The following is a 26,228-nucleotide window of genomic DNA, read 5'->3' as shown; positions in this document are numbered from 1 at the left end:
AGTCTTCACTCCTTTTGAAATCAAACACGTGGCATAGGCCAGAGATGAAAGTGGTCATATATATAAGTAAAACGTGAAACCAAAACATCACGTTGGAATTTGTAGGCGTATAAGTCCATGCAGCATCTAGCATGCCCAAATAAGGCACGAAAGAATCTCGTGTCAGGAAGGGTCTAAAAAGGATGACTTTTGTCGCTTTTATCCACATTGTTAAGGATCTGCAGAAATGACTTATGCGTATAGAGGGAAGTTTGTGCACATTGTTATCCACAGGGTGTTAATAAGTCAGGGGAATAATGGCGTATATCCACAGCTGAAACATTACTATCTTAACAAAAGATCCCTTGTTAATCAACGGATTGTTTGGCATTATCCACAATTACAACAAGTTGTGGGTAGAAATTGTTCACAACACAAGATATTGTTGATATTGTGTTGATTTTCGACAAAAACTGTTCTTTCTCGTCAAACATTTATGCACAACTTGTTCTTTGGTGCTGGAAAGATACGAATTCTTTACCTTAAACTGCACACTTGGGTAGGTTGACTTTCTTCTGTGAAAATGATTTAATGAGTAGTAGAAATTTTGTAGGATGGATATCCTCAGTCATGCAGGGAGGTGCTATAGATGGGTCCAACATTTAACCCGAATACGAGAAAGCGTAAGAAGAACCATGGTTTCCGTAAAAGAATGAGCACGAAGAACGGACGTAAAGTTCTACAAGCTCGTCGTCTTAAAGGAAGAAAAGTTCTAAGCGCATAAGAAGAGGCTCCGAAAGGGGCTTTTTTTTTTGCATTTTAAGAATTGGTTTACATTGAATGGATTTTGTTAAAAATAGATCAGATATGTCGTTTCATTTTGATAATAGGCATGAATGAAAGTCGTTGGGAGTGTACATCGCCCGTGGAGAAACAGTATCGGTTGGCCAAGAGGGAAGATTTCAGCAAGGTGTATCGCTATGGGAAATCCATGGCTAATCAGCAGTTCGTTCTCTATTATTTGCCGCAGCCCAAAATGGAGGAATTTCGATTCGGCGTTTCCGTTTCGAAGAAAATCGGGAATGCGGTTGTTCGCAACCGTCTGCGAAGAATGATGAAGGAGATCATACGGCTGAAAAAGGAGCATATGACACCTCATTATGATTACATTTTGTTAGCCAGAAAACCTGTAGTTGATATGGCATATGCCGATATGGAAAAGAGCATTTGGCACGTGATCCGGAGAGCTTCTTTATATAAAAAAATTGATACAGTAAAATAGCTGCGCATTATTTCCTTGCGGGCTTAAGATGTGTTATAGTTTATGTTGGAAAAGACATTTAGGAGGATCTCATTTTGACTCGTCGAATTTATCTGCTAGTTGCGCTATCCTCGGTGGTATTACTACTGTCAGGATGTAGTACGTCAAGCGCAGCATCAAAACCAATTGATCCGAACACGGCTAATTTTTTCACGAAGTATTTTACGTACCCGCTTTCTCAAACACTTGATTGGTTCGCTGATCATTTGTGGGGGCAATACGGATTGTCCATCTTGGTCGTAACGATTATTATTCGATTGATTATTTTGCCGCTCACGCTTAAGCAATACAAAAGCTCCAAACGGATGCAGGATCTGCAGCCTGAAATGAAGAAGCTTAAAGAGAAATATAAAGATGATGCGAAAAAGCAACAAGAAGAAACGATGAAGCTTTTTCAGCAAAATGGTGTTAATCCACTAGCGGGTTGTTTCCCGATCATCGTTCAAATGCCAATTCTGATTGCCTTGTATCAAGCGATTATGCGAAATCAAGAAATTCATGAACACACATTTCTTTGGTTGAATCTTGGTAAGCCAGATCATTTGTACATACTTCCTTTGATCGCCGCGGCTACAACGTTCGTTCAACAAATGTTTATGTCTTCCCAAATGAATCAGCAAATGAAAAGCTTAATGTACATTTTCCCGGTTATGATTTTCGTCATGTCCATGAATTTTGCATCGGCCCTACCGCTGTACTGGATTTTCGGTAACATTTTCACAATTGTTCAGTCTTATTTCATCTATGGTGCTCCTGGTTCACAAAAGAAGCCTGGACCTCAAAATAATAAGGGTGGCCTGTCGAAATGAAAAAAATCGTGGTGACTGGAAAGACAATTGAGTTAGCTGTTCAAGCTGGTTTGGCTCAATGGCAAGTTTCGGAGGAACGTGTTAACATTCATATTTTGGAACAACCCTCAAAAGGGTTGTTCGGGTTTATTGGATCTAGAGTTGCGAAGGTTGAGCTGGAATTGATACCTGATCCACTTGAGGAAGCGATAGCTTTCTTACAAGATATGTTCGAAGCGATGCAAATTTCCATCACCATAGATACGCATAAAGATCGTGAAGGCTACATCTTAAACATGAGTGGCTCGGAATTAGGTATTCTGATTGGCAAAAGGGGACAAACCCTAGATGCGCTGCAATATCTCGTTAATATCGTCGGAAATCGCTATGCGAAGTCTCATTTCCGCGTTATGCTCGATGCGGAGAATTTCCGCGAGCGTCGTAAGAAAACGCTGGAAGAGCTCGCTTTAAGATTGGCTAATCGCGTGATTAAGTCCAAGAAAGAAGTTATTCTTGAGCCGATGAATTCCCAAGAGCGTAAAATTATTCATGCGGAATTACAAGGACATCCTGTTATCAAAACATACAGCAAAGGTGAAGAACCGAATCGTCGGGTCGTCATCGCTGTTAAATAATGCAGAATTGCAATGACTTGGTTCATCTGTCATTGCTTTTTCTTTAAGATGAGGTAAATTTGAGGTGTTATATTTATGTTAAATGATACGATTGCTGCTATTTCTACACCGCTCGGAGAAGGTGGGATAGCGGTTATTCGTGTGAGCGGCGAGCAATCCATTTCTTATGTTGAACGGATTTTCCGCTCAAAAACGAAATTATCTGATGCCGCGACACATACCGTAAATTACGGATTTATTGTAGAACCTGCTTCTTCCGAAAAGGTAGAGGAGGTTCTCGTTACGTTAATGAAAGCTCCACGATCATTCACGATGGAGGATGTTGTAGAGGTAAGCTGTCATGGCGGCATTGTTTCTGTTAAGAAAGTGCTGGATTTACTTCTACTGCAAGGGGTTCGACTGGCTGAACCAGGGGAGTTTACGAAACGCGCATTCTTGAACGGTCGTATTGATTTAACGCAAGCGGAAGCCGTCATTGATCTAATTCGGGCCAAATCGGATCGGGCTTTTAAAGTTGCACTGAAACAAGTGGAAGGCAACTTGTCCAAACAAATTAAGCAATTGCGGTATGAGCTCGTAGAATTGATGGCGCATGTTGAGGTTAATATCGACTATCCTGAGCATGATGTTGAAGAGATGACGAATGCTTATATTAAGACAAAGTGCGACATGGTTAATACCCATATTGATCGGTTGTTGGTTACAGCCGAGCAGGGGAAGATTCTACGCGAAGGCATTGAAACCGCCATTGTTGGCAGGCCGAATGTCGGGAAGTCATCCTTGTTGAATGAGTTAGCACAAGAGAATCGTGCCATTGTAACGGATATCCCCGGGACGACGCGGGATGTGATCGAGGAATTTGTCAATATTGGCGGGATTCCGCTGAAGCTGCTGGATACGGCAGGAATTCGAGAAACGTCGGATATCGTAGAGCAAATTGGTGTTGAACGGTCGAAGACAGCGTTAGTTGAAGCGGATCTGATTTTACTCGTTTTGAATAGTAATGAAGAGTTACAACTAGATGAGATTGCATTGATGGAACAATTGGCAGATAAGCAAACGATCGTGATTCTTAACAAAATTGACTTGGATCGCAAGCTTGATGTTGAGCAGGTTGTTCATTATTTCTCAAAGGAACGTATTGTCGAGCTATCGTTGATTGAAAATAAAGGTATCGAGGATTTAGAGAAGGCGATTGCTGCGATTTTCTTCGAGGGCCAGCTGGAATCGAGCGACTTGACGTATGTGAGTAATGTTCGTCACATTGCGCTATTGAAACAAGCGAAGCGCTCCTTGCAAGATGCACTTGATGCCAATGAGCAATATGTGCCGATAGATATGATTCAAATTGATATCCGTGCTGCTTGGGAGCAACTCGGGGAGATTATCGGTGATTCGGTAGGAGAGTCGTTAATCGATCAAATTTTTACACAATTCTGCTTAGGAAAATGAAAATCGACGGCATTCGCGTTTTCATAAAAGAGGGAGGGACGAATTATGGGATATCACGCAGGAGATTATGACGTTATTGTCATCGGTGCTGGCCATGCTGGATGCGAGTCTGCACTAGCTGCAGCTCGTATGGGTTGTAACACGTTATTGTTAACGATTAATTTAGATATGGTTGCTTTCATGCCTTGTAATCCATCCATTGGCGGTCCAGCGAAAGGACACGTTGTTCGTGAGATTGATGCACTTGGCGGTGAGATGGGACGCAACATCGATAAGACCTACATTCAACTTCGCATGCTGAATACAGGCAAAGGGCCTGCGGTTCATGCACTGCGCGCACAGGCGGATAAATTTTCGTATCAACATAAAATGAAAGAAACGATTGAGGCGACCCAGAATTTAACACTTCGTCAAGGCATGGCCGAAGAACTCATTGTCGAAGATGGCATCTGTAAAGGGTTAATTACGAAAACGGGCGCAACGTATTACGCAAAATCCGTTGTTCTGACAACGGGAACATATTTACGGGGTAAAGTGATTATGGGTGAACTTATGTATGAGAGTGGACCTAATAACCAGCAGCCATCCGTGAAACTATCGGAATCCCTGCGCAAGCTCGGATTTGACCTGGTCCGTTTCAAAACAGGTACGCCGCCGCGTGTTCATAAAGATACGATTGATTTCACGAAAACCGAAATCCAACCTGGTGATGATCAACCGAAGTTTTTCTCATTTGAAACGAAAACGGGATCTAATCCAAATGAGCAATTACCTTGCTGGTTGACGTACACGTCGGAAACAACGCATCAAATTATCAATGATAATTTGCACCGTGCTCCTATGTTTTCGGGTGCAATTGAAGGAACAGGGCCAAGATATTGCCCATCTATTGAAGATAAAATTGTTCGTTTCAGTGATAAGCCGAAGCACCAAATTTTCTTGGAGCCAGAAGGGCATAGCACCTCGGAATATTATGTTCAAGGGCTGTCCACGAGTATGCCGGAAGATGTTCAACTAGGCATTCTACGTTCGATTCCTGGACTAGAAAAAGTAGAAATGATGCGTACGGGCTATGCGATTGAATACGATGCGGTTGTACCTACGCAATTGAAGCCTTCGCTTGAAACGAAGCTAGTGAGCGGGCTTTTCACAGCTGGTCAAATTAACGGAACATCCGGTTATGAAGAGGCTGCTGGTCAAGGTATTATGGCGGGGATTAACGCAGCTCGCAAAGTGCAAGGCAAAGAAGCGGTCGTCCTTGATCGCTCCGAAGGATATATTGGCGTACTTATCGACGACTTAGTTACTAAGGGGACGAGTGAACCTTACCGTTTGTTGACTTCGCGTGCCGAGTACCGTTTGTTACTGCGTCATGACAATGCAGATCTTCGTTTGACGCCGATCGGGTATGACATTGGGCTCATTTCTGAGGAACGCTATGCAGCATTTCTAAACAAAAAATCATTGGTTGACCAAGAAATTGCGCGTTTATCCGAAGTAAAGGTAAAACCAGAACCACATGTTCAGGAATTGCTTCAAAGCTTGGAAAGTGTGCAATTGACGAATTCGGTGCCTGCGATATCCTTGTTGCGCCGGCCAGAGATCGAATATAAGCATATTGAGCAAATGACGATGTCTCCTTTTGACCTGGATGAGGATATGAAAGAGCAAGTAGGCATTCAAGTGAAATATGCGGGTTATATTGAGAAGCAAAGCAATCAAGTGGAACGTTTGCGTAAAATGGAGAAGAAGAAAATCCCTGACGATATCGAGTACAGTGAAATTCACGGTATTGCCTCAGAAGCAAAGCAGAAGCTTGCGAAAATTCGTCCTATCTCAATTGGTCAAGCATCGCGGATCAGTGGAGTAACGCCTTCGGATATCTCTATTCTTCTTGTTTATCTCGAACACTACAACAGAGTCACAGCGGCTAGAGGTTAATCCATGGATGACATTCAGAAACAATTCACAGATCTGTTAGCAAAAGAAAACATCTCATTTTCTGCCGAGCAGCTAGAGCAATTCGAAGTCTATTACAAGACGCTGGTTGAGTGGAATGAGAAAATGAATCTCACAGGAATTACGGAGAGAGGTCAGGTTTATTTGAAGCATTTCTACGACTCTCTTTCCTTAGCTTTTAACTTTGACATGGGAAAAGTGAAATCCATAGCTGATATTGGTTCGGGCGCTGGATTTCCTAGCATCCCGCTGAAAATTGCGTTCCCTCATCTACAAGTTACCATTATTGATTCATTGAATAAGCGTATTTTATTTCTAAAAGATATCGTTTCGTCTCTTCGTCTCTCACAGGTAGACTGTGTCCATGGCAGGGCAGAGGATATCGCTAGATTGCCGAAGTATCGCGATCAATTTGATCTAGTGACGGCTAGGGCTGTTGCAAGGCTTCAAGTACTGAATGAGTTTTGTCTTCCTTTTGTTAAAAAAGATGGGACGTTCATCGCGATGAAAGGCTCGGAAGTAGAAGAAGAGATTCAAGATTCTACGTTCAGCTTAGTAGAGTTAAAAGGTAAAATTGTGCGTGTTATTCGCATGGTATTACCGATCGAAGAATCAGTGAGGCATTTCGTTGAAATTGCGAAGACGGCGCCAACACCAGCCAAGTACCCGCGCAAAGCGGGGCTCCCGCTGAAAGAACCTTTACACAAATAAGGCAAATGTTTCACGTGAAACATTTGCCTATTACACAACGTTAAGCAGGATTATTAGCTTGCGTGGAGAATTTATATAGTAGGAGAAGATGTATTCCCTACTAGATTTGTAATGCATGTTAACTCTTTATATCAACTAGATATTCTTCAAGAAATAGTTTGAATTTACTAGAGTCACACACATCTAGAATGACATCGTCTCGGAATGGCGAATAGATCTATGACCTCATTTGAGAGGCGAAAGAACGTGCCCTCTACTTATGATGGTATGGATCGCTTATACTACGGGAAGAGTTGGTGGTAAGTTTTCCTATGAAAGAACAAATATCGAAGTTATTCGGCCTGACGGATCGTTCTGCAACGATTACGGATGAGGTCAAGAATATTCCCGTAAACAGTATTATTCCAAGTCCTTATCAACCTCGAACTTTATTCGATGATGACCGTATCGATGAATTATGCCAAACCATTCGGACGCATGGTGTTATTCAGCCAATCGTTGTTCGAATCAAAAATAATACATTCGAATTAATTGCTGGCGAACGTCGTTTGCGTGCGACTAAAAAGCTTGGACTTGACACGATCCCAGCAATCGTTCGTGATTTCAATGATTCCCAAGCGGCATCCATTGCTTTGATCGAAAACTTACAGCGCGAGGGTCTTACTGCGATTGAAGAGGCTGCTGCTTATCAGCAATTAATCGAAATGCATGATTTGACTCAAGAGAGTTTAGCTCAACGCTTAGGGAAGAGTCAATCTACGATAGCGAACAAGATTCGTCTTTTACAGTTGTGCGAACCTGTGAAGCTGGCTTTAATGGAGCGTAAAATTACAGAGCGTCACGCAAGAGCACTACTTGCCTTGGATCAAGAAGAGCAACAAGTGAAGCTGCTTGAAGAGATTATCGCCAAAGAGTTAAATGTCAAACAAACCGAAGTCAGAATTGCCTTTTTGAAAGAGGCTGCAAAAATAAAAAAATCTCGCCGTGTATCCTTTACCAAGGATGTCAGACTTGCCTTGAATACAATTCGTCAATCGGTCGAGATGGTTACAAGCTCAGGGTTGAACATCAATACGTCTGAGCAGGATCATGAAGATCATTACGAAATTATTATTAAAATTCCTAAACGATAGTATGAATGCATCTTTTTAAACGGCGCAAGCCGTTTTTTTTGCATCTTATGCATAAAACTATCAAATATTCATAAGGTAACTCGCTGGCAGATATGGTAAGATAGAACTACTGCTTATAAAATAGCATTCTGGAACAAAAGCGATAGAGGTGAAATGGTTTTGTCTAAAATTATTGCAATTACGAATCAGAAGGGTGGCGTCGGCAAGACGACAACTTCTGTTAATCTAGGCGCTTCATTAGCTTCGCTTGGCAAACGTGTTCTTCTCGTTGATATTGACCCTCAAGGCAATACGACAAGCGGAATCGGTGTCAATAAAGCGGATGTAACCAATTGCATCTACGACGTCCTGATTAATGATGTGCATCCGAAAGATGCGACGGTGGAGACGAATGTTCCAGGCTTAAAAATCGTACCAGCTACGATTCAGCTAGCAGGAGCAGAGATTGAATTGGTGCCTACCATTTCAAGAGAAGTTCGCTTAAAAAAGTCCCTTCAACTTGTTAAACACTTATATGATTATATTTTGATAGATTGCCCTCCATCTTTAGGACTTCTTACCATTAATTCATTAACCGCGGCAGATTCCGTTATTATTCCGATTCAATGTGAATATTACGCATTAGAAGGATTAAGCCAATTGCTCAATACGGTTCGACTGGTTCAAAAACATTTGAATACTGGCCTTCAGATCGAAGGAGTATTGCTGACGATGTTTGATGCGAGAACGAATCTGGGCATTCAAGTTATTGAAGAAGTGAAGAAGTATTTTCAGACGAAGGTCTATCAAACAATTATTCCACGTAATGTACGTCTAAGTGAGGCACCGAGTCATGGGCAATCGATTATTACGTACGATCCAAGATCGAAGGGTGCGGAAGTATATTTAGAGCTTGCGAAGGAAGTGATCTCGGTATGACCAAAGGCCTTTCTAAAGGTTTAGGTAAAGGATTAGACGCATTAATTACATCCTTGCATATTGATGAAAGCGACAAAGTGATTCAAGTCCCGCTCGCGCAGCTTAGAGCTAATCCTTATCAGCCTCGTAAACATTTCAATGAAGACAGCATTAAAGAATTAGCTGAATCGATCAAGGAACATGGTGTGATTCAGCCGATTATCGTTCGCAAAGTTCTGAAAGGTTACGAGATTATCGCTGGTGAACGCAGGTTCCGTGCCTCCCAAACGGCAGGGACGCCAACGATTCCAGCGGTTGAACGTATTTTAACCGATCAGCAAGTAATGGAAATTGCATTGATTGAGAACGTACAGCGTGAAGATCTTAACGCTTTGGAAATTGCCTATGCTTACCAGGGCATTATTGATCAGTTTTCTCTCACTCAAGAAGAGCTATCAGCTAAAGTAGGGAAGAGTAGATCCCACATCGCTAACTTCTTACGTTTACTACAATTGCCAGAAGCGATTAAACAATATGTTTCACGTGGAACATTATCAATGGGACATGCGCGAGCGATTGTCGGTGTGAAAGATGATAAGCTGAAGAAGGAATTAGCGGAATCTACGATCTCTAAGCAATGGAGTGTTAGGGAATTAGAAGAAGCGATTAAGATGCTAGAGGAAACGCCGACATCTGACAAGGAAAAGGCGAAGCCAAAAGAAAAGAATAGAGATCCTTACATCAATCAGGCAGAAGAGCAATTGCGAGAACTATATCGAACGTCCGTGAAAATTAAAAGTCAGCAGGATAAAGGTAAGATCGAGTTACTCTACTACTCAAAAGATGATCTCAATCGCTTGCTAGAGTTACTGCAAGGCAAAATCTCTTGAAAATTGCTAGCATACCTATGTTTTTCTTTCGAGATGAAAGAACAAACTAAGGTATGCTATTTTCTCATAAGGGGCTGGAAAAATGAGCGGTGTGCTATATTTTGATCAAGCGGCATCTTCATGGCCTAAACCGCCTGCGGTGATGGATGCGATGATGCAATGCATGCAAGAGTATGCAGCTAATCCAGGGCGAGGCAGTCATGGGATGGCTGTTAAAGCGAGTCGGACTTTGTTCGAGACACGGAAAAACATTGCCAAACTCATTGGCGTGAGAAATCCCAATAATATCTCCTTCGCCTTGAATACGACGCATGCGTTAAATCAAGCGATAAAAGGATACATAAAACCAGGCGATCACGTCATATGCTCAAACGTCGAGCATAATTCGGTCCGTAGGCCGTTGGAGCATTTGAAAGCTACCGCAGGTATTGATCTTACTTATTTGCGTCATGACGAAGAAGGGAACATGAGCCTGCAGGATTTGAAAGAAGCGTTGCGTCCGAATACAACGCTGGTTGTGGTTAATCATAGCTCCAATCTACTCGGCACGATCATGCCGGTAGGCGAGATTGGGGAGATATGCAGGAACCATGGAGCGAAGCTGCTCGTAGACGCGGCTCAGAGCGTCGGTGTGTTGCCTGTTCATGTAAGCGACATGAACATAGATATGTTGGCCTTCCCAGGCCACAAGGGGCTCCTGGGGCCGCAAGGAACGGGTGGGCTTTACATACACCCGGAACTTGACTTGGAGCCGCTGCTCCACGGCGGGACGGGCAGTCAATCAGAGGCGATTCATCAGCCTACGGTGCGGCCGGATCGCTATGAAGCAGGCACGCAGAATACGCCAGGCATCGCTGGCTTGAATGAAGGCGTCAAGTTCGTACTTCATGAAACGGTCGAGAAGATTCACGCGAAAGAGTGGGCGTTAACGCAACAGTTAATGGAAGGACTACTGGGAATTCAAGGGGTAACGATTCTGGGGCCGAAGCTTGGACAAAATAAAACAGGGATCGTTTCCTTTAATATTCAAGATGTGGATTCATCGGAAGTCGCGTTCATTCTTGACCAGTCGTTTCAAATTGCGGTACGAGCTGGTTATCATTGTTCGCCTCTGGCACATGAAATTGCGGGGACGTTAGCCAAGGGAGCGGTACGCGCGAGCATTGGTTATTTTACCACGACTGAAGAAGTGACGACATTGATTGATGCTGTCAGGGAGATTGGTTCGCAGTATGCAAAGTAGAAAGAGGGATTAGGCATGGGGGAACTGTTTGGCTTGGAAGCCGAATATGTAATGTTAATTTGCTTTGGTTTTATGTTTGTCTTATTGGTGTATGTCATCATCATTTCCATTCGGTTATCCTCGTTACGTAAACGGTATATGCGCATGATTAATGGCGCTAGCGTGGACAATATGGAGCAGCTGCTGTTGCAAGTTCAAGAAGGACTAAACGAACAAAAGGCCGAATCCGCAAAGGCTTCAGCCAGCATCCATTCCATGCGTCAAATGATGATGAAAATGACTTCAAAGGTAGGCATTCGCCGCTACAACGCTTTTAACGATGGCGGAAGCGATCTAAGCTTCACAATTGCGATGCTGAACGAGGAGCAGGATGGCGTCGTCGTTACAGGGATACATAGCCGCGAGCAAATGTACGTCTACGCAAAGCCAGTCGAGAAAGGCCAATCGAGCTATACGCTAAGCCCAGAAGAGAGGGAAGCCATTACTCAAACTTTAAAGCAGTCGTAGCACTCGGTGCGAAAGATTGCGTGCGGCGTATCGCGGAGTGCAGGGCATCGCCGATTACATTAGCCATGTTCATGACGAGACTGAGTCTCGTATTTTGCAGGACGAAATATTCCATAAAGCCCCCAACGTTCACAATGCCCGTGACATGGATATCACCAACAGGGGGCAAATCTTTATTCACGCCAGCGCCTGGCTTGAGCGGCCCGTGAGCAACCTGAATGCAGCCTACACTTGCGACTTGACCAAGACAAGCATCTACAGCAACGATAAAGGGGTTCTGAAATTGCTTATGTATGCGCTCGACAGTCTCCGATAAATTCATCGCATGGACAGGTTCATCGAGTGTACCGAATAGATGCAAGTTGCGAAGTGTGGAGGTTCGGTTCAAATGAGAGCCAACCAAGGGCCCGAGTGAATCGCCCGTGGAACGGTCCGTTCCCACACAAATAATCACGATAGGTTGATAGGTTGGTAGTTTGCTAAAAATCGTTTGTAAATGCTTAGCTAGTAAATAAGGTGTATCGGAATCGGTATGTTGAATCTTTAACGGTTCTTGTACTGGGGTTTTATCGGCGTCAAATCCAAAGTGGAATTTCATGATATCCCTCCAAAGTGGTCAATCTTTTTTACTAGTATATGGAGAGATAGGGACATTTATACGTAGAGAGGGGAGCTTTCTCTGGAATTTTCTATTATGTTGATAGCTTTCGATTCTACGCAGCAGGCGCTTCGGGCTGAGATGTTGCTAGAGTACGCAGATATTGAAATCGATATCCGACCAACGCCGAAAGAGATTACAGCAGGCTGTGCGCTTTCTATTGAATTTCCAGGAGGAGACCTCACGCAGGTACAAGAAATCATAGAAAGTGAGAACGTCGAAATTCGAGGGATTTATTTCAAAAAAGAAGATGGGTATGGTACCATAATAGAAAAATAGGGAGGACCGCGAATGTCGTTGAAAACGCACTATTTCGAGGATTTAATGATCTGGATTCATGCACATCTCACGAAACCTGAGCTCATTGCTTCGCTTTTCTGGATTCTAGTGAAAATTGCACTTATCTATATCATTTCAAGAATTATTATTAAAATTGCAGATAAAGCCATCACGCATATGATCAAAGCGAGAGATAAATCATCGCTCAAAATTGATGTGCGCCGGTCGAATACCATCTCCATTCTCGTACATAATTTGATTGCTTATACGGTAAATTTAGTTGCGATCATGATGATTTTAGGTCAAGTGGGTTTGAATCTGGGGCCTTTGCTCGCGGGTGCAGGTGTGCTCGGGCTGGCTATAGGTTTCGGGGCGCAAAGTTTAGTGAAGGATATTATAACGGGATTTTTTATCATTTTCGAAGATCAATTTGGTGTCGGCGATGTGATTCAAATTGACCAGTTCAAAGGAACAGTAGAAGAGATCGGTATTCGAGTGACGCGAATTAAAAGTTGGACGGGCGAAGTTCATATTATTCCGAACGGGAATATCAAACAAGTGACCAACTTCTCGACCTATAATTCGATTGCGATCGTTGACGTTGCGATTTCATATGATGCGGACCTTGATCGTGCGATGGATGCGCTGCGGGACATTGTTGCTAAAGTGCACGAAAGTAATGATAATATCGTTAAAGCGCCTGAAGTACTAGGAGTTCAGTTGCTAGGCAACGCCGAAATGAAAATAAGAGTGATCGCCGAATGTAAGCCGAATTCGCAAGGCGCGGTGGGGCGGATCTTGAATGCGGAGATCAAAAAGCATTTGGATGCATGCGGCATTGAAATACCGTATCCCAGAGTTATAACGAGTGCGAAACAGGAGTAGATGGGAGGGGAACTAAGATGGAGAAGAAAGAGTACCAGCTTGGCGACGTTGTGCAAATGAAAAAGCCCCATCCCTGCGGCACGAATGAAATGGAAATTATTCGAATGGGGATGGACATTCGGATTAAATGCGTGGGATGCAAACACAGCGTCTTGGTGCCAAGAACCAAGTTCGAGAGTAAGCTGAAAAAAATATTGCGCAGCAACGCGTCCATTGATGTGGCGGGGGAAGAGGCTACCTAGTAAATATAGAAAGTTGATCAAACTACTTGCGAGAGACAGACTTTTTTGTTACAATAAGTCCTGTTCTCATTTTTCTTGGAAAGGTACCCAAGAGGCCCAAGGGGGCTGACTCGAAATCAGCTAGGCGTCGCGAGGCGTGCGTGGGTTCGAATCCCACTCTTTCCGTACCGGAACAGAAAATAAAAGCCGTTAATATCCGTAAAGGGTATTGGCGGCTTTTTTCATTCCCATAATTAAGGAATAAATCAAATGCATGGGAAGCAAGCTAACGATTAGCCCATGAGTATGGGGTGGTGAAATCGTTTGAAATAGAGGGAGTCGATGTATAGATGAAGAAATGGATCATCGTGCTTGCAGTCACCACGGTAGTAGCGTCAGGATGCGCAAAGAAGGACAATACAACGATAGCTAGTCCAACACCAGGGTCAACGGTGCAACCCCCAGTGACGGCTTCTGCGGCGCCTATCGGGACGAATGCAGGCGGAGCGGTCACAACATCGCCGACGACGGGTATGAACGGCGGAGCAGCGGAGACAGCCTCGACGATTACTAAAGAACAAGTGGAGAAAATTTCGATGACGAGCACCTATGATGATCTCGTGAAGGAGACAGGGGCCAAAGGCAAACTGGTTAAAGAAGAGAACGGGAAGCGTTCCTATGAATTTGTAATCTCGAATCAGTCAGGGTATTATGCGGAGTTCGTGTATTTTGCAAATGGTAAGATTTCTGAGAAGCGTGTGTATCAGAAATAATCCTTAAATGCGGGAAGCCCCCTTAACCGAAGTCGGAGGGAGCTTCCTTTTTCATTATAAAAAGAACTACATGCGCTTGCCGCCTTTTTTATGCCATTTCCGATTATGATTGCTCGTTGCCGGGAACCTGTCGCCTTTCTTCAACGTGACCGTTTGGGGATTGGTAATCCCCATATGAAAGGCATTCTCGCCAATCTCCATATATTCGCCATCGTTTGGTACATGATCGCCTTCATTAAAATGTGTCCATTCACCCACGACTGAATCACCTCTTCATAAGAATAACAATCATAAATAGAATGCCCTACAGGGAGCGAAGCATGTATCATATCCTTTGCCAGCTTCCTCCTGCGCGAATGCTGTGATAAAAACTTGTAATTTGCCGCGCGATTTGCTATAGTATTCAGGTGCGAGTTTTGAAAGAATCCTCGCTCCTTGCTCCATCGCTTGCCAAGCAAGTTTGAATAGGAGCCGCTTAGTCCAAAAGGAGGTGACATACATGCGCAAATATGAATTGATGTACATCATTCGTACTGACGTTGAGCAAGAAGTTGTTCAATCTACGGTTGAGAAGTTTCAAGGCATCATCACGAACGGTGGGGGAGAAGTCTCCAAACAGGATCTGATGGGTAAACGCCGTCTTGCGTATGAAATCAATAAGTTTCGTGACGGGCACTATGTGCTAGTACACTTCAACGCAGAACCTGCTGTTGTAGCTGAACTTGATCGCGTACTTAAGATTTCTGACGAAGTAATTCGTCACTTAATCGTTAACGACGTAGCTTAATCGTGCCAGTATTCTTCGTCAGGAGGGTTGTTCCATGTTGAACCGTGTAATTCTTATCGGTCGATTGACCAGAGATCCAGAGCTTCGTTATACACCAGCTGGGGTAGCAGTTACCCAATTCACGCTTGCTGTGGACCGTCCTTTCACGAGCGGTGGCTCGAAAGAACGGGAAGCGGACTTTATCAATATCGTCACGTGGAGGCAGCTTGCCGAAACATGCGCGAACTACTTGCGTAAAGGTCGTTTAACAGCAGTTGAAGGACGCATTCAAGTACGGAATTACGACAATAACGAAGGTAAACGTGTATACGTGACTGAAGTAATTGCCGATAATGTACGTTTCCTTGAATCTAGCGGCGGCGGAAATCGCGAAGAAGGCGGATCATCTAATGCGAACGCAGGCTACGGCGGCGGAAGCAGCAATCGCGGCGGTGGGTCACGCGAGCAGCAGGATCCTTTCATAGATGACGGGAAACCGATCGATATTTCCGATGATGATTTGCCATTCTAAACGTAGAAAGGACTGAAGAGACACAATGGCTTTCCAAAAAAGAGACAACAATGGTGATGACCGTGCAGATCGCAAATTTGCTCCTCGTGGCAAAGGCGGTAAAGGTAAACGCCGTAAGGTTTGTTACTTCACTGTAAACAAAATCAAGCATATTGATTATAAAGATATCGAGACTCTTAAAAAGTTCATCAGCGAGCGTGGGAAAATCCTTCCTAGACGTGTAACTGGAACTTCCGCTAAGTACCAACGTGCTTTGACGATCGCTATCAAGCGTTCCCGTACAATCGCGTTGCTTCCTTACACAACGGAATAGTTTCGAAATAAAGAGCAGTCGGGCAACCGATTGCTCTTTTATTTTATCCCAAGAAGGGAGCATTCACATGCACATCAACAAAGACAAAGCAGAGCACTATGTATGGGGCGACCAATGTGATGGTTGGTTCTTGGAGCGGAGCGCAGACCGCACGATCATTCAAGAGCGCATGCCGGCAGGCACCAGTGAAATCAAACATCGGCACGAGAAGGCGAAGCAGTTCTTTTTTATTTTAAAAGGAGAAGCGGTGATGTGGGTAGATGGCCAAGAGTTCACGCTACAGCCGCAAGATGGCTGCACCATTGAGCCTGGCGTGGCTCATCAAATACGCAATGAATCGAAGGAAGAGGTCGATTTCCTCGTCATCTCAACCCCGTCGACAGCAGGTGATCGAATCCCCCTATAGGGCTTTCTTTTCTAGTACCACTTTGTGGTATAATTGAAGCGTATCGCTCTAATGAGATGAGGAGAGATGACGGTTGCTGAATAGGGACAAAGATGTCGACCTAGCCAGACGGGCCAAAGTCATTGAGTGGCTCAAAACAGAAGTGGTAGATCATGTAGCCCATCTGCTGAAAGGCATGTGGGAAGGCAGTCATGCGAAGATGATCGATGGACTGGCCAGCTTGATTTCGAGCGGCTATATTTTGGGCAGAAGACTTGGGATTTCTTATCGCAGTTTAGACGAAGCTATTGTGGAGAAAATGAAGAAGCACCGCCAAGAGGGCCATCAACTTGAGGATTGGTACGGCGACATTTCATCGCTCGAAGAACATTTACGTAAGAGGTGAGCCCGGTTGGGGAATCGAAGTTGGCAGAGCATCATCTGGAGCGTGGTAATGATTCTCTCATTGCTTTCGCTGATGACGCCATGGATTATTTTGACATGTAGTTTTCTGTTAGTTCCCGTTCTGATGTTATATGTGAATTCAAGCACGAAGAAATTTGTGATCAGTTATGTGATCTCCCTGCTCATCGTTTACATACTTACGCAGTGGTTAGGGTTCTATCTTATTACGATTTCACTGTTCCTGCTGCCGCCTGTGCTGGCGATGGGGAATCTGTATAAGCGCAAAGCTGCGGCACGAACCGTGCTGACAGCAGGGATTGTGACCATCCTAGCCGAGTCCTTAATCGGTCTGCTTGTCGGATTTGTGTTGGGCCTAGATCCTGTGACCGAGTTCAAACAATTCATGCTCGATAGCATTGCGACGATGCCGGCGAGTGTTCAAGAGATTTTGCCCAAAGATCAGGATTGGTATGTGGGCTTCATCGTTCAGGTGATCCCGTTGTATCTCATCTGCATGGCACTCTTCGTAACGTTTGTTACGCACGGTGTGACGCGGCGGTTCTTGAATAAAACAGGGGAAGGCATCCCAGGCCTGCGTCCGATGAGAGAGTGGATGCTGCAGCGATCGCTTGTGTGGATTTATTTAGTAGCCTTTGTGCTGGATTTATTCATTAAACCAGACGCAAGCTCACTCATTTCCACGCTGTTAATGAATGCCTTGCCGTTATTGATGTTCGTATTTGCTTTGCAAGCAATCGGATTTCTCTTCTATGTTGCGCACGCGAACAAATGGAAGCCGATTTTACCTATTGTCGCAATCATTATCCTCGTCTTCATGCCACCTTTCTTCGTTGTTTACAGCTTATTAGGGGTATTTGATGTTGCGTTTCCAATCCGTGAACGGTTTAAGAAAAATTTATAGGATTAGGGGCTAGTTCGAATGCCGAAGTTCCTTTTGAAGCGGTGGCACGGTCAACACATTGTGTGGATGTTCATTCTGCTCATCAGCTTGACAGCCATGCTCTATATGTTCAAATGGTGGCTGGGCCTCACGGCTTTCCTGCTCTGCGGTGTGATGGCGTATTTCACCTTGCAAGCGGAGACGGCCTTCCGTCGTGAACTGAATACGTATATCGGGACGATCACACATCGGGTGAAAAAGGCTGGCAACGAAGTGATGAGCGGCTTGCCGATCGGTATTATCTTATATAATGATGAGAAGCGTATTGAGTGGCATAATCCATTTGTTGCGAAAATGGTAGGGCAGGACTCCGTCATTGGAGAGCCGCTCTTTGATTTATTTCCTGATTTGAAAAATAGGAAAGACAAAAACGATAAGCTGGAGATGAAAGTCGGCCAGCTCATCTACCAAGTATGGTCTCGCCCTGAGGAGCGTCTGATCTATCTGCGCGAGATTACGGAGCAGGCGCTGCTTGCGAAGAAGTACGAAGATAGCAAGACGGCGATTGGCATCGTGATGATGGACAATCTGGAAGAGGCAACGCAAGGGTTGGACGATCAAGCGCGGAGCATCATGTTGGCGAAGGTAACAGGCGAGATTACAGAGTGGGCACAGAAGAATCAGCTGTATTTGCGTCGGACTTCGTCCGATCGCTTCTTGATCCTGATGGATCAAAAGGCGCTGCGTCAGCTAGAGCAAACACGGTTTGAGATTCTTGACGATGTGCGCGATCTTACGATTGAGAATAAGCTCCCGCTGACATTGAGCATTGGGATTGCTTCAGGGGCCGAACAATTGACCGAGCTTGGGCAAATGGCACAAATGGGACTGGACATGTCGCTAGGCCGCGGCGGCGACCAAGTGACGGTAAAGGTCGGGCAGCGCCTCTCCTTCTACGGGGGCCGTACGAACGCGGTGGAGAAGCGTACGCGCGTTAGAGCGAGGGTCATCTCGCATGCGCTGCGCGATCTCATGAAAGATAGCGACAAGATCATCATCATGGGGCATCGCTTCCCAGACATGGATTCAATCGGTGCCGCGATCGGTGTGCTGAAAGCCGTGCAGGTCGTTGGCAAGGAAGGATACATTGTCCTGGAAGGTGTGAATCCTTCCATCGAGAAAGTCATGGAAACGATTCGGACGGACGAGCGATTGCACCGCTGGTTCATTACGCCCGAGCAGGGTCTGCAGATTACGACGCAGCGTTCGCTCGCGGTTGTGGTGGATACACACAAAGCGTCGATGGTCGCTGAGCCGAGGCTGCTGCAGCAAACGAGCAGGGTCGTGGTGGTCGATCATCACCGTCGAAGTGAGGAGTTCATCCACGACGCTACGCTCGTCTATATGGAGCCCTACGCGTCGTCTACGTGCGAGCTGGTGACCGAGCTGCTGCAGTATATCAATGAGAAGCTCTCGATGGAAGTGATCGAAGCGACGATGCTTTTAGCGGGCATCGTGGTTGATACGAAGAGCTTCAGCTTGCGGACGGGAGCCAGAACCTTCGAAGCTGCGTCGTACCTGCGCCGGAACGGGGCGGATTCCGCACTCATCCAGAAGCTGCTGAAGGAAGATCTGCATTCGTATATCGAGCGTGCTGAGATTGTGAAGCACACCGAAACGCTGTATGATCATGTGGCTTTGGCAGTTGCTGAGCCAGCGCGTAAATATTCTCAGTTGAAGATTGCGCAAGTTGCTGATACATTGTTGAATATGACGAATATTATGGCTTCCTTCGTAATTGCCGAACGACCGGACGGATTAATTGGGATTAGCGCGAGATCGCTGGGCCAAATGAATGTGCAGGTTGTCATGGAGCGACTGGGCGGCGGCGGTCATTTGACCAACGCTGCGACGCAAATGGAAGGCACGCTTGAGGAAGCAGCGAATCGATTGAAACAAGTACTAGCCGATATGCAGGAAGAGGAGGGACTTTTCGAATGAAAGTCATTTTACTGAAAGACGTGAAGGGCCAAGGCAAGAAAGGCGATGTGAAAGAAGTATCCGAAGGGTACGCACAGAACTTCCTGATCGCACAAGGTTTAGCCGCTCCAGCGACACAAGGGACGGTTAAGGTGCTGGATAATCAGAAGAAAGCCGAGCAACGCCGCAAGGATCAAGAGAAGGCGGATGCGCAGGCACTAGGCGAGAAGCTGAGCGAAATGACCGTTCAGATCAAAGCGAAAGCCGGCGAAGGCGGCCGTTTGTTCGGAGCTATCCCTAGTAAACAAATTGCGGAAGTGCTAGAGAAACAATATAAGATCGTGTTAGATAAGCGTAAAATTGTTCTGGAAGAACCGATTCGTACGCTAGGCGTAACGAAGGTTGCCGTGAAGCTGCATGCGGAAGTAACGTCAAGCCTTAACGTGCATGTAACGGAAGAGAAGTAGGACACCTGAATAGGGAAAGATAGAGAACAAGAGTCCCGCGGTATGGGGCTCTTCTCTCTTGTGAACTTAATTCTAGCAATCTAGTAAAAACAATAACCATGACAAGAAGGGTGGGTACAGCAGCATGAGCAACGGAGATAATATGTTTATGGATCGTGTACCGCCTCAAAATATAGAAGCCGAACAAGCCGTTCTAGGCGCGATCCTGATAAACGGCGATGCCTTGATTACTGCAATGGAGCGGATTACGAGCGACGATTTCTATCGAGGTTCGCATCAGCGGATCTTCGAGGCGATTGTAGAGCTCGCAAGCGATCAAGAGCCCGTCGATTTAATTACCCTCACAGCGCTTCTTCAAAACAAGGGGCAGCTTGAAGAAATTGGCGGCGTGACTTACTTGTCTGAGCTGGCGAATGCCGTACCGACGGCCGCAAACATTGACTACTACGCGGCGATTGTCGAGGAGAAATCGATGCTTCGCCGTCTCATCCGAACAGCGACCCAAATCGTATCTGATGGCTACGCCAATGAAGATGATGTAGGGTTGATGCTCAGTGATGCGGAGAAGAAAATCCTTGAAATCTCGCAGCGCCGCAGCTCGAGCGGTTTCGTCGGGATCCGCGACGTGCTCATGGAAGTATTCGAGAAGGTAGAACACCTATACTCGAACAAGGGAGGTTCCACAGGAATCCCTTCTGGCTTCCTGGACTTGGACAAGATGACATCTGGCTTCCAGCGTTCAGATTTGATTATTCTGGCGGCGCGTCCTTCCGTAGGGAAAACCGCCTTCGCCTTGAACGTTGCCCAGAACGTCGGCGTCCGCGCCAAAGAGACCGTCGCTATCTTCTCGCTCGAGATGGGCGCGGCGCAGCTCGTACAGCGTATGGTGTGCGCCGAGTCCAACGTCGATGCGAATCGCATGCGGACGGGTCAATTGGAAGGCGACGACTGGGAGAAGCTGACGATGGCGATCGGTGCGCTGTCAGAGGCGAATATTTTCATCGACGATACCCCGACGATTACGGTCTCGGATATCCGCGCGAAGTGCCGTAGGCTGCAGCAAGAGAAGGGGCTCGGCATGATTCTCATCGACTACTTGCAGCTCATTGCCGGCCGCGGCAAAGGCGACAACCGTCAGCAAGAGGTCTCCGAGATTTCACGTACGTTGAAACAGATTGCCCGTGAGCTCAATGTGCCTGTTATCGCGCTCTCACAGCTCAGCCGGGGTGTTGAGCAGCGGCAAGATAAGCGCCCGATGATGTCTGACCTTCGGGAATCGGGATCGATTGAGCAAGATGCCGACATCGTAGCGTTCCTTTACCGGGACGATTACTACGATAAGGAATCGGAGAAGAAGAATATTATCGAGATCATTATTGCTAAACAGCGTAACGGCCCCGTAGGCACGGTAGAGCTGGCCTTCCTCAAGCAATTCAATAAATTCGTGAATATGGATCGTAGTCATCAAGAAGCAGCCGGGCATTAGGGCTGCTTTTCGATGTTCCACGTGGAGCAAAAAAGAGGGATGGCTCATAAAATCTCCTCCAAAGTGGCATCTTAGGAAGAGAAATCAGAAGATGGAAGACCTGTTTGACTAGATGGAAGCGGTGCGGGGAGAGCGATCCAAGAGTTTGTGTTATTTCCGAACATTTATACTTGGGCTCTTGTAATCGTTCGTTTTTCATTGACTTTGCCAGGGGGGACTGCTAAACTAAAAGACGGTGCCAAAACCTCGCTTAATGCTCAATCTGTTCGCACATTACGTGCGCACAGTGAATAGAAGAGGTAGTAGAATCATCAGCATCGCCAGAGGGAACGTGTCATGGACGCTGAACGCTTTAGCGCTTTAATGGAGAACGACTATTCTCTGGAGTTACAGCCAATACGGCTCATTATGGGTGACTTGTCACCGTACGGAGGTAAGTGCATATGTCAACGGTTGTTGTTGTCGGTACGCAATGGGGAGACGAAGGTAAAGGTAAAATCACGGATTTCTTAGCAGAAACTGCTGAGGTTGTTGCTCGTTACCAAGGTGGTAACAATGCAGGCCACACGATCATTATTAGCGGGAAGAAATATAAGCTGACGATGATTCCTTCTGGTATTTTTTATAAAGATAAAGCTTGTGTAATCGGGAATGGGATGGTTATTAATCCGGCTGCACTTATTGAAGAAATTAACTACATTCATGATAATGGTTTTACAACAACGAATTTGCATATCAGTGACCGCGCGCATGTTATTATGCCGTATCACTTAGTGCTTGACGGTCTGGAAGAGGATCGTAAAGGCGATAGCAAAATTGGTACGACGCGTAAAGGTATTGGCCCTGCCTATATGGACAAAGCCGCACGTAATGGGATCCGTATTGCGGATCTGATGGATGCGGAAGAGTTCGAATTAAAGCTTCGCCGCATCGTTGCAGAGAAAAATGTGTTGATCGAGCAAGTTTACGGCTCCAAAGGTCTAGATGTTGAGCCAATTCTTAAAGAGTACTTGGCTTACGCAGAAATCATTCGCCCTTACGTGAAAGATACGTCGGTCATCTTGAACGAGTATATCGATCAAGGTCGCAGAGTGTTGTTCGAAGGCGCGCAAGGCGTCATGTTGGATATCGACCAAGGTACGTATCCATATGTAACATCTTCGAACCCAACGGCTGGCGGTGTGTGTATCGGTTCTGGCGTAGGTCCGACGAAGATCCACAACATCATCGGTGTTGCCAAAGCGTACACAACGCGTGTCGGCGATGGCCCGTTCCCAACGGAACTGGACAACGAAATCGGCGCTTGGATTCGTGAAAAAGGCTTCGAGTACGGTACAGTAACAGGCCGTCCTCGTCGTGTAGGCTGGTTCGACAGCGTCGTTGTTCGTCACGCTAGACGCGTGAGCGGCATCACGGGCTTGTCCTTGAACTCCATCGACGTTCTGACAGGTCTAGAAACGGTTAAAATTTGCACAGGCTACATGTATCGCGGCGAGTTGATTGAGCACTACCCAGCGAGCCTCAAAGCGATCTCTGAGTGTGAAGCCGTGTACGAAGAGCTGCCAGGCTGGTCAGAAGACGTTTCTGGCGCACGTACATTGAGCGACCTGCCTGAGAATGCGAGACACTACGTGGAGCGCATCTCCCAGCTGACAGGCATCCCAATCGCGATCTTCTCTGTAGGTCGTAACCGTGAGCAAACAAACCTTGTTCGTCCGATTTACGCGTAATCCATAGCGAAACATAACCATCCTCTAGGCTGCTTAGCAGCTTAGAGGATTTTCTTTTTGCCTAGAGGGATATTCTGGTCATGTTTTCGTCGATACTGGGGGGAGAAGCCTATTTAAGCGCAAGTCGTGTTAGGAGTGAGCGTCCATATGAAATTATTCACTTGGTTAAGCAAAATCGTCGTAGCCACCGTACTCATCACGTTCATAACGATGTTTACAACCTGGTATGTGGTGAACATGTATGTGGAGGATATATTTCGACAATATCAGTTACCCGCGATGGGTAAAAAGATTCAATTTGGTGAATTTGCGTCTAGATTGGCGGAAGAGCTGAATATAGTTAGGGGGAAAGACGGGGGGAAGCAAGCTGCTCTAGGAGAACAGCCTGCAACGGCGTCGCCTGCGCCGACTTCTAACCTGTCTGGAGGCCTCTCCAGCCTCCCAAGTTCAAGTCCGAGTTCTAGTCCAAATCCGAACGATCATCAGTCAGTCAGCAGCAATAGTTCGTCAACAGGCGGAAGCACATTAACAGGCAAGGAGGAGGATGCAATCCCGGTGATGGGAAGCGCTCGTACGGAAGACAGCGAGAAGAAAGAACTTGTCATGTCCATGGAAGATTTCTCGAAAAAGAAAGAAGCCTTGTCGAGTGATGATAAGATGAAAATTTTCTCACTTGTTGTCGCTAAGCTGCCGCAGAATGAGGTCCAAACGCTGTCCACAATCCTTGAAGACGGGATTACCTCCCAGGAATTGGAGCAAATCAATGAGACGCTCAAGAAGTATTTGAGTGATAAAGAACTGAAACAATTAACCGATATTCTTAATAAATATTGAGGTAAGAGGGAAGTTGCCCAGCCGTAGCTTAGCATCCTGTAGCTTCCCTGCTAGCATTCATGTCTATTCGTCAAATTCAGTCAAAATGGGCGAAAGGCGTTTGGGAAATGATACAAAAAAATAGCCGATAGAGCGACTTCTTTTGGTGATGGACACGAATCTATCACATGGTTGACGAGTATTTTGTTGAAATAGGCACGGAAAGTGTGTTAAATTTAACAAATGAAAGACAACATAATGGATATTATGTCTAATCAAGGTTTATTTATGTATCTGAATAGTAACGGTATGTGAGTCATTACTACATAAAGATGCAAAACCGTTCAAAGGGAGAAGATCATGACAGGTTTCAGGGGAATGCGTTTTGTCATGGATCTCGTTAAGAGATTCACGCCTAAGCGAGAAAGCTTGACCGGAAATGAATCACTATCAGACAAGCAGCTAGAAGAAGTTTCGACATCAACGACGTTAACGGTAATCAAACGACATAAATGGTCTCTTGCATTAGGCGTAAGTGCCATCGTACTTACGGGAGCAATTACGTTCTCCGGACATCATTACGTAGAAGCAGGCATGAGCGAGGTATATCATGTGATGCTGGACAATCAAGAAATAGGGGTCGTAAGCGATCACAACCTCATTGATGAATATAAGAAGAATAAACCAGTAGAAGTACAGAAGAATTTTCCAAATGTGCATGTAGTGCTTAAGACAGACGGAATCACCTACACGTCTGAAAGGGCTTACAATGTAAAAACGGATAATGCTGCTGTTATTTCGTCGTTGGATGAACTGCTTGTACCGCAACCCGTTGGTGTAGCGCTGAAAGTAGATGGCAAGACGATTGCCATTGTGAAGGACCAGGCAACAGCTGATCAGATTCTAAGCAAGGTGAGCGAGCCTTTCACACCGAAAGCGAAGGATGCTGCCAAAGTATCTGCGCTATCTACGGGTGTAGGCGATGATATCTCAACGGCTCCATCGGAGCTGGAGAAAGTCGACTTCGTGCAGAAGGTAGACTTCGAAGAGGTGCCGATTAATCCGACGGATCTAGCGAAGCCTGAGGATGTCGTGAAAACATTAACAACTGGCGACGTTGCACCAGCGAAGTACACGGTCGTCGAAGGCGATTGCGTATCCTGTATTGCGAAGAAATTAGGGATTACGAAGCAATTCATCTATGATAACAATCCAGGCATTCAAGATGATAAGCTAAAAATCGGCAATCAGCTGGATGTGACAGTGCTCAAGCCGACGCTTTCAGTGAAGACAACGGAAAAGATCGTGAAGAATCAAGAGATTCAATACGATACTGAGTATGAAAAGGATGATTCGCTTCGCTTAGGCGTCGTTCAACCGATATCACCTGGGAAGAACGGTCTCAAGAAGGTAACCATTCAAGTCACTAAGATTGATGGTTTGCTAACGGAAGAGAGCGTTGTGAACGAAGAAGTGATCGATCAACCTGTGACAGCCAAAGCGAAGAAAGGTACGAAGGTTATTAAAGGCGAGGGAACGGGTAAGTTCGCATGGCCGGTCATCTCCCCTAGTATCTCAAGTACGTTCGGCTATCGTTGGGGCAAGCTGCATAAAGGGATCGACATTACAGGTAACAAGAGCATTATGGCTGCTGATAATGGGAAAATCGTCGAAACGGGCTACAAATCAGATTACGGTAATTATATTATTATTAATCATCTAAATGGCTATGAGACGTTATACGGCCATTTGAGCCAAATTATTGCGAAGTCAGGAACCATCGTCGAGAAGGGCGATAAAATCGGAATTATGGGCAGCACAGGCGATTCGACTGGGGTACATTTACATTTCGAAGTACACCGCAGTGGAAACTTGGAGAATCCTTTGAAATATTTGAATCGTTAAGCCAAATAAACGGCTAGGCCTTCCTTCAAGGATGGGAGCGTTTATGGAGAAATATAGCCGACTTATGAAGTAAAACATATAAATTCTTATATTTGAAGATAGAGGCAAGGTCGAGCCGATTTACTCGGGGGCCTTGTCTCTTTTTCATTGAATCTATGGTAAAATAAAGAGATACACACAGGAAATTACTGGTGAAATAGTTGGAGCACAATCT

Annotated in this window: 30 protein-coding genes and 1 tRNA gene; 29 read left to right on the top strand and 2 right to left on the bottom strand. The window is 45.5% G+C overall.

Features of this window, described 5'->3' with window-relative positions; translation table 11 throughout:
- Positions 1-628: 628 nt before the first annotated feature.
- The 12 genes from rpmH to MJB10_RS26570 all read left to right on the top strand — a co-directional run bounded on the left by rpmH (position 629) and on the right by MJB10_RS26570 (position 11,515).
- Positions 629-763 carry a 50S ribosomal protein L34 gene (rpmH, locus tag MJB10_RS26625; protein WP_028557239.1) on the top strand — a complete coding sequence of 45 codons (135 nt, stop codon included), beginning with the start codon at positions 629-631 and terminating at the stop codon, positions 761-763.
- A 141-nt stretch (positions 764-904) separates the two neighbouring features.
- Positions 905-1,261, top strand: coding sequence for a ribonuclease P protein component (gene rnpA / locus MJB10_RS26620; RefSeq protein WP_314800285.1), 357 nt, complete (start codon positions 905-907; stop codon positions 1,259-1,261).
- Between the two features lie 74 nt (positions 1,262-1,335).
- Positions 1,336-2,109, top strand: a complete 774-nt coding sequence (gene yidC, locus MJB10_RS26615) for a membrane protein insertase YidC (protein ID WP_314800279.1) — start codon at positions 1,336-1,338, stop codon at positions 2,107-2,109.
- Entirely contained in the window at positions 2,106-2,723 is a 618-nt protein-coding gene (gene jag / locus MJB10_RS26610) for an RNA-binding cell elongation regulator Jag/EloR (RefSeq protein WP_314800277.1), read from the top strand. Before yidC ends, jag begins: the two co-directional genes overlap by 4 nt.
- Before the next feature lie 75 nt (positions 2,724-2,798).
- Positions 2,799-4,175, top strand: a complete 1,377-nt coding sequence (gene mnmE / locus MJB10_RS26605) for a tRNA uridine-5-carboxymethylaminomethyl(34) synthesis GTPase MnmE (protein WP_314800276.1) — start codon at positions 2,799-2,801, stop codon at positions 4,173-4,175.
- Between the two features lie 45 nt (positions 4,176-4,220).
- Complete coding sequence (gene mnmG, locus MJB10_RS26600) at positions 4,221-6,116, top strand: tRNA uridine-5-carboxymethylaminomethyl(34) synthesis enzyme MnmG (protein ID WP_314800275.1); 1,896 nt, start codon at positions 4,221-4,223, stop codon at positions 6,114-6,116.
- 3 nt (positions 6,117-6,119) lie between these two features.
- Positions 6,120-6,845 (top strand): 16S rRNA (guanine(527)-N(7))-methyltransferase RsmG, encoded by a 726-nt coding sequence (gene rsmG, locus MJB10_RS26595; protein ID WP_314800274.1) that lies wholly within the window; start codon positions 6,120-6,122, stop codon positions 6,843-6,845.
- A 311-nt stretch (positions 6,846-7,156) separates the two neighbouring features.
- Positions 7,157-7,978, top strand: a complete 822-nt coding sequence (noc, locus tag MJB10_RS26590; RefSeq protein WP_314800272.1) for a nucleoid occlusion protein — start codon at positions 7,157-7,159, stop codon at positions 7,976-7,978.
- Between the two features lie 159 nt (positions 7,979-8,137).
- Positions 8,138-8,896 carry a ParA family protein gene (locus MJB10_RS26585; RefSeq protein WP_314800270.1) on the top strand — a complete coding sequence of 253 codons (759 nt, stop codon included), beginning with the start codon at positions 8,138-8,140 and terminating at the stop codon, positions 8,894-8,896.
- On the top strand, positions 8,893-9,765 hold the full coding sequence (locus tag MJB10_RS26580) for a ParB/RepB/Spo0J family partition protein (protein WP_314800268.1): 873 nt from the start codon (positions 8,893-8,895) through the stop codon (positions 9,763-9,765). Before MJB10_RS26585 ends, MJB10_RS26580 begins: the two co-directional genes overlap by 4 nt.
- Before the next feature lie 82 nt (positions 9,766-9,847).
- Positions 9,848-11,008 carry an aminotransferase class V-fold PLP-dependent enzyme gene (locus MJB10_RS26575; protein ID WP_314800266.1) on the top strand — a complete coding sequence of 387 codons (1,161 nt, stop codon included), beginning with the start codon at positions 9,848-9,850 and terminating at the stop codon, positions 11,006-11,008.
- Positions 11,009-11,023: 15 nt separating this feature from the next.
- Positions 11,024-11,515 (top strand): DUF4446 family protein, encoded by a 492-nt coding sequence (locus tag MJB10_RS26570; protein WP_314800264.1) that lies wholly within the window; start codon positions 11,024-11,026, stop codon positions 11,513-11,515.
- Here MJB10_RS26570 and yyaC read toward each other — a convergent pair.
- Positions 11,490-12,113: a spore protease YyaC gene (gene yyaC / locus MJB10_RS26565; protein WP_314800262.1), complete on the bottom strand. Its 624-nt coding sequence runs from the start codon at positions 12,111-12,113 to the stop codon at positions 11,490-11,492. The genes MJB10_RS26570 and yyaC overlap by 26 nt on opposite strands.
- A 96-nt stretch (positions 12,114-12,209) precedes the next feature.
- Between yyaC and MJB10_RS26560 the strand changes: the two genes are divergently transcribed.
- The 5 genes from MJB10_RS26560 (at position 12,210) to MJB10_RS26540 (ending at position 14,331) form a co-directional block, all read left to right on the top strand.
- Positions 12,210-12,452: a DUF3343 domain-containing protein gene (locus MJB10_RS26560; protein WP_314800261.1), complete on the top strand. Its 243-nt coding sequence runs from the start codon at positions 12,210-12,212 to the stop codon at positions 12,450-12,452.
- A 12-nt stretch (positions 12,453-12,464) separates the two neighbouring features.
- A complete protein-coding gene (locus MJB10_RS26555) occupies positions 12,465-13,337 on the top strand; it encodes a mechanosensitive ion channel family protein (RefSeq protein ID WP_314800259.1) in 873 nt (290 codons plus the stop codon).
- A gap of 17 nt (positions 13,338-13,354) precedes the next feature.
- The gene (locus MJB10_RS26550; protein ID WP_314800257.1) at positions 13,355-13,579 is read left to right on the top strand and encodes a DUF951 domain-containing protein; all 225 of its coding nucleotides are present in this window, start codon (positions 13,355-13,357) and stop codon (positions 13,577-13,579) included.
- Between the two features lie 77 nt (positions 13,580-13,656).
- Positions 13,657-13,744: transfer RNA gene (locus tag MJB10_RS26545), tRNA-Ser, on the top strand.
- Between the two features lie 164 nt (positions 13,745-13,908).
- Positions 13,909-14,331: a hypothetical protein gene (locus MJB10_RS26540; protein ID WP_314800255.1), complete on the top strand. Its 423-nt coding sequence runs from the start codon at positions 13,909-13,911 to the stop codon at positions 14,329-14,331.
- Positions 14,332-14,397: 66 nt separating this feature from the next.
- Here the strand turns inward: MJB10_RS26540 and MJB10_RS26535 are convergent, their stop codons facing one another.
- Positions 14,398-14,589, bottom strand: a complete 192-nt coding sequence (locus tag MJB10_RS26535; RefSeq protein WP_314800253.1) for a YjzC family protein — start codon at positions 14,587-14,589, stop codon at positions 14,398-14,400.
- A gap of 241 nt (positions 14,590-14,830) precedes the next feature.
- Between MJB10_RS26535 and rpsF the strand changes: the two genes are divergently transcribed.
- From rpsF to MJB10_RS26475, 12 genes are all read left to right on the top strand, one after another.
- The gene (gene rpsF, locus MJB10_RS26530; RefSeq protein ID WP_314800251.1) at positions 14,831-15,118 is read left to right on the top strand and encodes a 30S ribosomal protein S6; all 288 of its coding nucleotides are present in this window, start codon (positions 14,831-14,833) and stop codon (positions 15,116-15,118) included.
- Positions 15,119-15,152: 34 nt separating this feature from the next.
- Positions 15,153-15,629, top strand: coding sequence for a single-stranded DNA-binding protein (gene ssb, locus MJB10_RS26525; protein WP_314800250.1), 477 nt, complete (start codon positions 15,153-15,155; stop codon positions 15,627-15,629).
- 25 nt (positions 15,630-15,654) lie between these two features.
- A complete protein-coding gene (rpsR, locus tag MJB10_RS26520) occupies positions 15,655-15,942 on the top strand; it encodes a 30S ribosomal protein S18 (RefSeq protein ID WP_028557221.1) in 288 nt (95 codons plus the stop codon).
- A 67-nt stretch (positions 15,943-16,009) separates the two neighbouring features.
- Entirely contained in the window at positions 16,010-16,348 is a 339-nt protein-coding gene (locus MJB10_RS26515) for a cupin domain-containing protein (RefSeq protein WP_314800245.1), read from the top strand.
- A 73-nt stretch (positions 16,349-16,421) separates the two neighbouring features.
- Positions 16,422-16,733, top strand: a complete 312-nt coding sequence (locus tag MJB10_RS26510; RefSeq protein WP_314800243.1) for a MazG-like family protein — start codon at positions 16,422-16,424, stop codon at positions 16,731-16,733.
- Between the two features lie 6 nt (positions 16,734-16,739).
- Positions 16,740-17,654 carry a DUF2232 domain-containing protein gene (locus MJB10_RS26505; RefSeq protein ID WP_314800240.1) on the top strand — a complete coding sequence of 305 codons (915 nt, stop codon included), beginning with the start codon at positions 16,740-16,742 and terminating at the stop codon, positions 17,652-17,654.
- Positions 17,655-17,672: 18 nt separating this feature from the next.
- Entirely contained in the window at positions 17,673-19,634 is a 1,962-nt protein-coding gene (locus MJB10_RS26500; protein WP_314800238.1) for a DHH family phosphoesterase, read from the top strand.
- A complete protein-coding gene (gene rplI, locus MJB10_RS26495; RefSeq protein ID WP_314800237.1) occupies positions 19,631-20,080 on the top strand; it encodes a 50S ribosomal protein L9 in 450 nt (149 codons plus the stop codon). The genes MJB10_RS26500 and rplI overlap by 4 nt, the downstream gene beginning before the upstream one ends.
- Before the next feature lie 124 nt (positions 20,081-20,204).
- Complete coding sequence (gene dnaB, locus MJB10_RS26490) at positions 20,205-21,566, top strand: replicative DNA helicase (RefSeq protein WP_314800236.1); 1,362 nt, start codon at positions 20,205-20,207, stop codon at positions 21,564-21,566.
- A 443-nt stretch (positions 21,567-22,009) separates the two neighbouring features.
- A complete protein-coding gene (locus MJB10_RS26485) occupies positions 22,010-23,296 on the top strand; it encodes an adenylosuccinate synthase (protein WP_314800235.1) in 1,287 nt (428 codons plus the stop codon).
- 147 nt (positions 23,297-23,443) lie between these two features.
- Positions 23,444-24,130: a hypothetical protein gene (locus MJB10_RS26480; protein WP_314800233.1), complete on the top strand. Its 687-nt coding sequence runs from the start codon at positions 23,444-23,446 to the stop codon at positions 24,128-24,130.
- 369 nt (positions 24,131-24,499) lie between these two features.
- On the top strand, positions 24,500-26,014 hold the full coding sequence (locus MJB10_RS26475; protein ID WP_314800231.1) for a M23 family metallopeptidase: 1,515 nt from the start codon (positions 24,500-24,502) through the stop codon (positions 26,012-26,014).
- Positions 26,015-26,228: the final 214 nt, after the last annotated feature.

The sequence above is a fragment of the Paenibacillus sp. MBLB1832 genome (assembly GCF_032271945.1).
GTDB classification, from domain to species: domain Bacteria; phylum Bacillota; class Bacilli; order Paenibacillales; family NBRC-103111; genus Paenibacillus_E; species Paenibacillus_E roseopurpureus.
This window is presented reverse-complemented; position numbering and strand designations above follow the sequence as displayed.

What these genes read in the sequence shown, in the direction of transcription:
- yyaC (WP_314800262.1), bottom strand. Translation starts at nt 12,113, where the DNA reads ATGAAATTCCACTTTGGATTTGACGCCGATAAAACCCCAGTACAAGAA.
- jag (WP_314800277.1), top strand. Translation starts at nt 2,106, where the DNA reads ATGAAAAAAATCGTGGTGACTGGAAAGACAATTGAGTTAGCTGTTCAA.
- MJB10_RS26570 (WP_314800264.1), top strand. Translation starts at nt 11,024, where the DNA reads ATGGGGGAACTGTTTGGCTTGGAAGCCGAATATGTAATGTTAATTTGC.
- mnmE (WP_314800276.1), top strand. Translation starts at nt 2,799, where the DNA reads ATGTTAAATGATACGATTGCTGCTATTTCTACACCGCTCGGAGAAGGT.
- MJB10_RS26560 (WP_314800261.1), top strand. Translation starts at nt 12,210, where the DNA reads ATGTTGATAGCTTTCGATTCTACGCAGCAGGCGCTTCGGGCTGAGATG.
- rpsF (WP_314800251.1), top strand. Translation starts at nt 14,831, where the DNA reads ATGCGCAAATATGAATTGATGTACATCATTCGTACTGACGTTGAGCAA.
- rplI (WP_314800237.1), top strand. Translation starts at nt 19,631, where the DNA reads ATGAAAGTCATTTTACTGAAAGACGTGAAGGGCCAAGGCAAGAAAGGC.
- rsmG (WP_314800274.1), top strand. Translation starts at nt 6,120, where the DNA reads ATGGATGACATTCAGAAACAATTCACAGATCTGTTAGCAAAAGAAAAC.
- MJB10_RS26555 (WP_314800259.1), top strand. Translation starts at nt 12,465, where the DNA reads ATGTCGTTGAAAACGCACTATTTCGAGGATTTAATGATCTGGATTCAT.
- mnmG (WP_314800275.1), top strand. Translation starts at nt 4,221, where the DNA reads ATGGGATATCACGCAGGAGATTATGACGTTATTGTCATCGGTGCTGGC.
- rpsR (WP_028557221.1), top strand. Translation starts at nt 15,655, where the DNA reads ATGGCTTTCCAAAAAAGAGACAACAATGGTGATGACCGTGCAGATCGC.
- MJB10_RS26480 (WP_314800233.1), top strand. Translation starts at nt 23,444, where the DNA reads ATGAAATTATTCACTTGGTTAAGCAAAATCGTCGTAGCCACCGTACTC.
- MJB10_RS26540 (WP_314800255.1), top strand. Translation starts at nt 13,909, where the DNA reads ATGAAGAAATGGATCATCGTGCTTGCAGTCACCACGGTAGTAGCGTCA.
- noc (WP_314800272.1), top strand. Translation starts at nt 7,157, where the DNA reads ATGAAAGAACAAATATCGAAGTTATTCGGCCTGACGGATCGTTCTGCA.
- MJB10_RS26485 (WP_314800235.1), top strand. Translation starts at nt 22,010, where the DNA reads ATGTCAACGGTTGTTGTTGTCGGTACGCAATGGGGAGACGAAGGTAAA.
- MJB10_RS26515 (WP_314800245.1), top strand. Translation starts at nt 16,010, where the DNA reads ATGCACATCAACAAAGACAAAGCAGAGCACTATGTATGGGGCGACCAA.
- MJB10_RS26475 (WP_314800231.1), top strand. Translation starts at nt 24,500, where the DNA reads ATGGATCTCGTTAAGAGATTCACGCCTAAGCGAGAAAGCTTGACCGGA.
- MJB10_RS26500 (WP_314800238.1), top strand. Translation starts at nt 17,673, where the DNA reads ATGCCGAAGTTCCTTTTGAAGCGGTGGCACGGTCAACACATTGTGTGG.
- dnaB (WP_314800236.1), top strand. Translation starts at nt 20,205, where the DNA reads ATGAGCAACGGAGATAATATGTTTATGGATCGTGTACCGCCTCAAAAT.
- MJB10_RS26575 (WP_314800266.1), top strand. Translation starts at nt 9,848, where the DNA reads ATGAGCGGTGTGCTATATTTTGATCAAGCGGCATCTTCATGGCCTAAA.
- MJB10_RS26550 (WP_314800257.1), top strand. Translation starts at nt 13,355, where the DNA reads ATGGAGAAGAAAGAGTACCAGCTTGGCGACGTTGTGCAAATGAAAAAG.
- MJB10_RS26580 (WP_314800268.1), top strand. Translation starts at nt 8,893, where the DNA reads ATGACCAAAGGCCTTTCTAAAGGTTTAGGTAAAGGATTAGACGCATTA.
- rpmH (WP_028557239.1), top strand. Translation starts at nt 629, where the DNA reads ATGGGTCCAACATTTAACCCGAATACGAGAAAGCGTAAGAAGAACCAT.
- ssb (WP_314800250.1), top strand. Translation starts at nt 15,153, where the DNA reads ATGTTGAACCGTGTAATTCTTATCGGTCGATTGACCAGAGATCCAGAG.